Annotated in this window: 9 protein-coding genes and 1 pseudogene; 7 read left to right on the forward strand and 3 right to left on the reverse strand. The window is 68.1% G+C overall.

All coding sequences use genetic code 11. The features are described from left to right. The first annotated feature begins 35 nt into the window (after positions 1-35). Positions 36-485, forward strand: a complete 450-nt coding sequence (trxA, locus tag HNO80_RS12560; protein ID WP_175323185.1) for a thioredoxin — start codon at positions 36-38, stop codon at positions 483-485. Next, positions 482-829 carry a CU044_2847 family protein gene (locus tag HNO80_RS12565; protein WP_175323186.1) on the forward strand — a complete coding sequence of 116 codons (348 nt, stop codon included), beginning with the start codon at positions 482-484 and terminating at the stop codon, positions 827-829. Before trxA ends, HNO80_RS12565 begins: the two co-directional genes overlap by 4 nt. 38 nt (positions 830-867) lie before the next feature. Here HNO80_RS12565 and HNO80_RS12570 read toward each other — a convergent pair whose 3' ends face one another. Continuing rightward, positions 868-1,065, reverse strand: coding sequence for a hypothetical protein (locus HNO80_RS12570; RefSeq protein WP_175323187.1), 198 nt, complete (start codon positions 1,063-1,065; stop codon positions 868-870). A 94-nt stretch (positions 1,066-1,159) separates the two neighbouring features. After that, on the reverse strand, positions 1,160-2,323 hold the full coding sequence (locus tag HNO80_RS12575; RefSeq protein ID WP_175323188.1) for a pyridoxal phosphate-dependent aminotransferase: 1,164 nt from the start codon (positions 2,321-2,323) through the stop codon (positions 1,160-1,162). 81 nt (positions 2,324-2,404) lie between these two features. Between HNO80_RS12575 and truB the strand changes: the two genes are divergently transcribed. The 4 genes from truB (at position 2,405) to HNO80_RS12595 (ending at position 4,990) form a co-directional block, all read left to right on the forward strand. Next, the gene (gene truB / locus HNO80_RS12580) at positions 2,405-3,370 is read left to right on the forward strand and encodes a tRNA pseudouridine(55) synthase TruB (protein WP_175323189.1); all 966 of its coding nucleotides are present in this window, start codon (positions 2,405-2,407) and stop codon (positions 3,368-3,370) included. 2 nt (positions 3,371-3,372) lie between these two features. Continuing rightward, on the forward strand, positions 3,373-3,726 hold the full coding sequence (locus HNO80_RS12585) for a hypothetical protein (RefSeq protein ID WP_175323190.1): 354 nt from the start codon (positions 3,373-3,375) through the stop codon (positions 3,724-3,726). 22 nt (positions 3,727-3,748) lie between these two features. After that, positions 3,749-4,279 carry a hypothetical protein gene (locus HNO80_RS12590; RefSeq protein ID WP_175323191.1) on the forward strand — a complete coding sequence of 177 codons (531 nt, stop codon included), beginning with the start codon at positions 3,749-3,751 and terminating at the stop codon, positions 4,277-4,279. A 330-nt stretch (positions 4,280-4,609) separates the two neighbouring features. Continuing rightward, on the forward strand, positions 4,610-4,990 hold the full coding sequence (locus tag HNO80_RS12595; RefSeq protein WP_249777326.1) for a MarR family winged helix-turn-helix transcriptional regulator: 381 nt from the start codon (positions 4,610-4,612) through the stop codon (positions 4,988-4,990). Positions 4,991-5,145: 155 nt separating this feature from the next. On the opposite strand, the gene HNO80_RS12600 is transcribed toward HNO80_RS12595, so the two are convergent. Beyond that, a complete protein-coding gene (locus HNO80_RS12600) occupies positions 5,146-5,649 on the reverse strand; it encodes an NUDIX domain-containing protein (protein ID WP_349627348.1) in 504 nt (167 codons plus the stop codon). Positions 5,650-6,376: 727 nt separating this feature from the next. Between HNO80_RS12600 and HNO80_RS12605 the strand changes: the two are divergent. Then, positions 6,377-6,728: pseudogene (locus tag HNO80_RS12605) on the forward strand (DUF222 domain-containing protein); the annotation flags it as partial.

A 6,728-nucleotide genomic window follows, 5' to 3' on the forward strand; every position in this document is an offset into this window, starting at 1 on the left:
ATGACTGCGGGCGAGTGGAACGGCGGCGACCGGCCGTGACTACGGCGCTGCTCAAGTGCCCCCAGTGCGGCACGACAAACCGCATACCTTCCGTGGCGGCCGGGCACCCGCGCTGCGGAAAGTGCCGCCGGGACCTGCCATGGATTGTCGAGGCCGGCGACGCCGACTTTGCCGCCGTCGCGGAGCAGTCCCCGGTGCCCGCCCTCGTCGACTTCTGGGCGGCGTGGTGCGGCCCGTGCCGGATGGTCAGCCCGGTGCTGGACAAACTGGCGCAGGAACGGGCCGGCCGGGTCAAGCTCGTCAAGGTGGATGTGGACAAGTCCCCGGAGCTGTCCCGGCGCTTCGATGTGCAGGCGATTCCCACCATGCTGCTGATCGCCAATGGCAAGGTCGTGGCACGGCAGGCGGGAGCCCCGCCGGCCGCCGCCCTGCGCAGCTGGCTGGACGGTGCGCTGGCAGCCCGGCCCGAAGGGAGCAAGCAATGACCGAAATCCTGCGCTACGAGGTCGGGTCGGGAACGGTGCTGGTGGAGGTCGAGGAAGGCAGCTTCGGCGTCGAACGGCCGGCCCGCAACGAACTCGGCATCCTCGACGCCGGCCGGCGGCTTGAAGACGCCCTTGCCGCGGTGAGGCCGGCAGCCAGGGCCGCTGCAGACGTGATGAGGGAGCTCGCCCCCGAACATCTGGAACTTCAATTCGGGGTGAAGCTGGCCGGCGAAGCGGGGGCCATCATCGCGAGGAACTGCTCCGAGGGGCACTTCATCGTCAAGATGTCCTTCACCGCGGCGCCGGCGCCGCTGCCGTTGCCGGAAGACGAAATCCGGCTTTGAGCCGGTTACCCTGATCCGGATCCGCCGGCGTCGCTGCCTCAGCGCCGCCGTCGGGCGCCCAGGCCGCCCAGCAGCGGGGAGCCCATCCCCAGCAGGAAGCCGAAGTCATACCAGTTGCCCGCCCGCCCCATGTTGTAGAACGGGAACTCCCGCCAGGCCCCGAAGACGTGGGCGATCAGCACAATCCAGGCCGTGAGCCCGTTCCAGATGCCCCACAACAAGTCCTGCCACCACATCAGGTCCTCCTCCCAGGCCAGCCGCGCACCCGCCGTGAATCCGCCCGCACCCGCGTTTGGTCAGGCTACTGCCTGGCGCGCCCGGGCGGTAGGACTAGACGGCCCGGTCGCGGGCGGGAAGCCGGCCCAGGCCCTCCACGAGCTCCGCCTGGCTGCCGCACAGGGCAATCCGGATCCAGCCTTCGCCGATTGAGCCGAATGCGGTGCCCGGGGCGAAGGACACCCCGGAGTCTGCGAGGAAGCGGCGCACCCAGGCCCGTACGTCGCCGCCGCTGACATGCGAGACGTCGGCCCAGAGGTAGAAGGCGCCCTGCGCGGTGAGGAACGGGATGCTCTTGGACTCCAGCACGGCGGAGGCGGCGTCCCGGTTGGCCCGGTAGTGCGCGTGGGCGTGGCTGACGTAGTCCTGCGGGCCGGTCAGGGCTGCCAGCGCGGCATATTGCGAGGGCGACGCGACGCAGGAAACGATCGCCTCCATCACGTTGTTCATTTGCTGCTCGATCCCCGGCGGGCAGATTAGCGCGCCGATCCGCAGCCCGGTAAGCCCGTAGGTCTTGGACAGGGTCAGGGAGGTGAACACCCGGGCCTCACCGGGAACATCGCTGTCGAAGCGGGCCGGGCTGACGTGCGGGACGTCGTAGGTGAAGGCCTCGTAGCACTCGTCCGAGATGATCCAGAGATCGTGCCGCCGGGCCAGCTCCACCAGGCTGCGGGTGAGTTCCTCGCCCAGCACGGCCCCGAGCGGGTTGGACGGGGAATTGAGGATCAGGACCTTGGTCCGCGGCGTGATCAGCGCCTCGATGTCTTCGATCCGCGGCTGGAAGTCGTGGTCCGGGTAGAGCGGGTATTCGACCGGAACGGCATGCAGCAGGCTGGACGTCATCGCAAACGTCGGGTAGCCCGGATTAGGGATCAGGATCTCGTCGCCGGGGGAGAGCAGCAAGGTCATGGCGAAGTGCAGGCCCTGCTGCGCGCCGTCGACGACGTACACCCGTTCGGCGCCGACCGGCGTCGCATTGTGCTCGCGGAACCGCGCCGCGAAGGCTTCCCGCAGCGCCGGAATGCCGGCGTTGGGGGTGTAGTTGGTCTCGTCCCGGTCCAGGCAGGCCATCCCAGCCTCGAGGATGTGCCGGGGGAGCGCGAAGCCCGGCTCGCCGATGCTCAGCACGATCGCGCCGGGGGTGTGCCAGGCGGCCTCGGTGATTTCGCGGATCTGGTTGACGGGAACGTCGCGGACGTGGGCTGCAAGCTCGGGCATGTCTGCCATCCTAGCCGTGGTCGGCGGCCAGGCCCGGGCGTCCGCGCCGGGGGCCGTCCCGGCGCGGATATACTGGGAGGCGTGCTTTCTGGACTGGTAATAGTGGACAAGCCGCAAGGCTGGACCAGCCACGATGTGGTTGGACGGATGCGGCGGATCGCCGGTACCCGAAAGGTGGGCCACGCCGGAACCCTGGACCCCATGGCAACCGGGGTGCTGGTGCTCGGCATCAACAAGGCGACCCGCCTGCTGACCTACATAGTGGGGACCTCCAAGACCTACACCGCCACCATCCGCCTTGGCGAGTCGACCGTCACGGACGACGCCGAAGGTGAGGTCACCGCTACCCGCAGTGCCGCCGCGGTCACCGAGGAAGGCGTCCGGGCCGGCGTCGCCGCCCTGACCGGCGAGATCCAGCAGGTTCCCAGCAGCGTCAGTGCCATCAAGGTCAACGGCGAACGTGCCTACGCCCGCGTCCGCTCCGGCGAAGATGTCAAGCTCGCCGCACGGCCTGTGACGATCCACCGCTTCGACATCCACGAACTCCGCCGCACGCAGGACGGCGAAGCCCTGGACTTGGACGTGACCGTGGAGTGTTCCTCCGGCACGTACATCCGTGCCCTCGCCCGGGATCTCGGCGAGGCCCTCGGTGTTGGCGGCCACCTCACCGCCCTGCGCCGGACCCAGGTGGGCCCCTACAGCCTGGAGCAGGCGCGCACCCTGGAGCAGCTGGCCGAGGAATTGGACGTCCTGGAGATGTCGCAGGCAGCCCGGGCGCTGATGCCCAACCGGGAGCTGACCGCGGAAGAAACGACGGAACTGTCCTTCGGCCGCAGGATCGCGGCGGGTGCCGCTGCCGGCACGCCGGATGCCGCAACGCCGGAGAAGCCTGCGGCCGCGTTCGCGCCCGACGGCTCGCTCGTGGCGCTGCTGGCCGACGCCGGAAGTTATGCCAAGCCCGTGCTGGTCTTCGCGCCGGACAATGAAAAACCGGCCGCCGGGAAGACTGCCGCCGTGAAGCCTTCCTCCGCAGAGCCGGCGGGCTAGCCGTGGACGCGTATTTCTACATCATCCTGGTCGTGGGGCTGCTCTCCACCCTCCTTTGCGTCGGTGCCGGCATCCTGAAGAAGGCCCCGAACGATGCGACGATCCTCTCGGTGGCCGCCGTCGAATTGTCCCTGCTGGTCTATCTGGTGGGATCGATTGTCCGGGTCGCGTCGGGGGAGCGCATCGCGGGGGAGCCCTGGGAGTTTTGGGGTTACCTTGTCACGGCACTGATGCTGCCGGTCGGCGCGGTGTACTGGGCCATCCTGGAACGCACGCGGTGGAGCAATTTCGTGCTGGCGGCTGTCGGCGTCACCGCGCTGGTGATGGCGGCCCGAATGAACCAGATCTGGTACTGACGTGGAAGAGGCAAAGAAGAACATGACGGCTTCACAGCAGGACACTGGCGGCGACGCCGGGACCGCAGGCGGGACCTCCGCCGGGACCCCGACCGAAACCGCCGCCGGGCAGCCGACCGAAACCGCCACCGGCGCCGCCCGCCAGGCGTCGAAGGATACCCGCAACACCGGCCCCGGCCGGCTGCTGATTGCCGTCTACGCTGTGTTCGCGCTCTCGGCAACCGCCCGGGCCGGGTACCAGATCGTCACCAAGTTCTCCGAGGCACCGCTTGCCTACCTGCTGTCCGCCTTCGCCGCCGTCGTCTACATTGTGGCGACCGTGTCCCTCGCGAAGGCCGGCCGGACCTGGTTCAAGGTGTCCGTGACCGCCGTGCTGGTCGAGCTGATCGGTGTCTTGGTAGTCGGAGCGCTCAGCCTCTTTGATGCTGTCAACTTCCCGCACGAGACGGTTTGGTCCTTGTTTGGACGCGGCTACGGCTTCATCCCGCTGCTGCTGCCGATCCTTGGCCTCATCTGGCTCTACCGCCGCCGTCCCGCCCCCAAGCGGGCCTGACAAAGCCTTCCGCCCAAGCCATCTAGCCCCGACGAGGGGCCATTGGTCGTGCCCCGGCGGCGTCCAATAGTAAGCAAACTTGCCAAATGCATAGTAAGCATGCTTATTGTAGGACCGGAGTGCGGATGGTGATAGCCGCGCACCGACGTTTGTCCACCGGAGCGAGGGAGGCATCATGAGCATTGTGAACGCCGTTCCCCGAGCAACATGGGAACCGAGAAGAGCAGGCAAGGGGCGCCGGGCCGGGTGCCGCGGATGAGCCAGGGCCCCGACACTAATCCGGATACCAATCCAGACACTAAGAAGTGGCGGACGGATCAGCTTTTGTCCATGGCCGCGCGGGTGGTAGAGCGGCGCAAGGACCAGGCCTTGGCCGCGCTGGGCCTGACTCATGCCGCCGTGATCGCCCTTCAAGGCTTGGCCGGGGGACCATTGAACCAGGAGCAGCTGGCGCGCCGGATCGCGGTCCAGAGCCAGTCCCTGGGAAAGGTGCTTGGCCGGCTCGAGGAGGCGGGCCTCGTCACGCGAACCAAGGACCGGCGCGACCGCCGCCAGTTCTCCGTGGCCCTGACGACATCGGGCAGTGCGGCGCTGGCGACTGCGCATCAGATCGAGCGCGACGCGCTTCCCGAGGACTTGGAGGGCTGGACCACGCTGCAGCAGGATTTGGCCAGGATACTGGCCGCCTTCGAGGTCCCGGGCCGATACTGAGCGCTGGCCGGTCCTGAGCGCTGGCCGGTTCTGCGGGGACACCCTGCTGTGATCGGCTGAGCCTCTTACCGGCCGGCCTCACGGCCTAAGCATTCGTTCGACGGCGGAGTCGGTGGCGTTAGCGCCACGTGGCGCCGCCGTCGTCGTTGCCGGTGCTACTTGCCTGAATTGCCTGACTTGCCCGACATGCCTGACTTGCCGCCGGCGTCACTATCGCGGTGGTCATTTTCGCTGGGAGCCTGAAGCCTGCGACGCAACGCGGGCCACGCGGCCGCAAACCCCGGGTGGAGCTCTTTGTCGCCCACACCCTCGAGGCTGACCCACTGCAAGTCAAGGCTTTCCGGGTCGCTAATGGCCGGTTCGAAAGGCTCGATGACTTGGGCAGCCACGGTCGTGTAGGACCAGTACCCGACGTCGAATACCGAGGTGAACAGCACGCGAACGGATCCGGGCGGGACCGCGGCCTCCTCTTTGGCCTCCCGGAGCGCGCCGTTGACGGCGTCCTCACCCTGATGCAGGGCGCCGCCGGGGAGTCCCCACGTCCCGCCCTGGTCGCTCCAAGTGGCGCGGTGCTGCAGCAGCACGCCCTTGGCAGCATCATGGACGAGCAGTCCCGCGGAGCCGAAGCGGCCCCAGAAGCGGCCGTGTTCGCCTTCCACCCAGGCATCGCCGGGGTCCCGCGGGCCGAGCGGCCGGCGGGGCTCGAGGTACGGGTTGCGGGCTGGCGTTTCCTGCTTTTCCGGCTTTGAGCTTGCGGCCGACAGATTTTCAGCGGGGTTCTGTTGGGCTGGCTGCGGGGAGGCTGAGCTGTCCATCTGGCTAGTCTGTCATGCCGTCGTCTGGCGGATCCGGGTCGCGTGTGAGCTGTTTCAAAATGTGTCTGACCCTCCTGCTTGGATCGGTTCATGGGGAACCAGTGCAGGGGTCACCTTCTGTCCCACCAGCAGGCCGGGGGATTCTGCGCCGCGGGTGTCCAGAGCGTGGGCTGTACCGCTCCTGGACCGTGATCTTGCCGGCTGTTCTGTTGTCGCGATTTATGTCGTAGGTCCCTGGAAAGATGACTTTATGGGAACCAGTGCAGCTCTCGCCTTCTCTCCGGCCACCCGGGCGCTTGATGATGTCCGGCGGTTGTCCGTGGTCCGGCCCGTGCCGCCCGCGACGGAAGAAGGCGCCGGCCGTTCCGGTGTGAGCAATAATGTCGTAGGTCCACGGCAGGATTGGTTCATGGGAACCAGTGCAGCGGTCACCTTTTCTCCGGCCAGCCGGCCGGGTGGTGATGTTCGGCGGGGTCCGTCGCTGGCCCGGTCCGTGCCGCCGCCGCGCGAAGAGGGCGTCGGCTGTTCCGGTGGGGGTAATACTGTCGTAGGTCCGCGGCAGGATTGATTCATGGGAACCAGCGCAGCTCTCGCCTTCTCTCCGGCCACCCGGGCCGGTGATGCTGCCGGCCGGGTTCCGTCGCCGGGGAGTGTGCTGGGGCAGTTGCGGGAGGTGTGCGCGACGGCGGTCAGGGATGCAGCGCTGTTCGGCTTCGCCGAGGCCGCGGAGTACGCCGCCGGGGTCGAAGAGCTCGCCCGGGCGGTGGAATACCTGCAGCTCGTCGGCGCGGCCGCCGTGGACCGTACCCGCAAGGAAGCCGCCGCCGCGGATTCCCCGGTCCTGGATGACGGGTACCGCAAGAGCGGTGAGTTCCTGCGGGACCGGTTGCAGATCACCGCAGTCGAGGCCCACCGCCGGCTGT

It is taken from the genome of Arthrobacter sp. C9C5, assembly GCF_013359735.1.
GTDB lineage: Bacteria > Actinomycetota > Actinomycetes > Actinomycetales > Micrococcaceae > Arthrobacter.

What these genes read in the sequence shown, in the direction of transcription:
- HNO80_RS12590 (WP_175323191.1), top strand. Translation starts at nt 3,749, where the DNA reads ATGACGGCTTCACAGCAGGACACTGGCGGCGACGCCGGGACCGCAGGC.
- HNO80_RS12595 (WP_249777326.1), top strand. Translation starts at nt 4,610, where the DNA reads ATGGCCGCGCGGGTGGTAGAGCGGCGCAAGGACCAGGCCTTGGCCGCG.
- HNO80_RS12575 (WP_175323188.1), bottom strand. Translation starts at nt 2,323, where the DNA reads ATGCCCGAGCTTGCAGCCCACGTCCGCGACGTTCCCGTCAACCAGATC.
- HNO80_RS12570 (WP_175323187.1), bottom strand. Translation starts at nt 1,065, where the DNA reads ATGTGGTGGCAGGACTTGTTGTGGGGCATCTGGAACGGGCTCACGGCC.
- HNO80_RS12565 (WP_175323186.1), top strand. Translation starts at nt 482, where the DNA reads ATGACCGAAATCCTGCGCTACGAGGTCGGGTCGGGAACGGTGCTGGTG.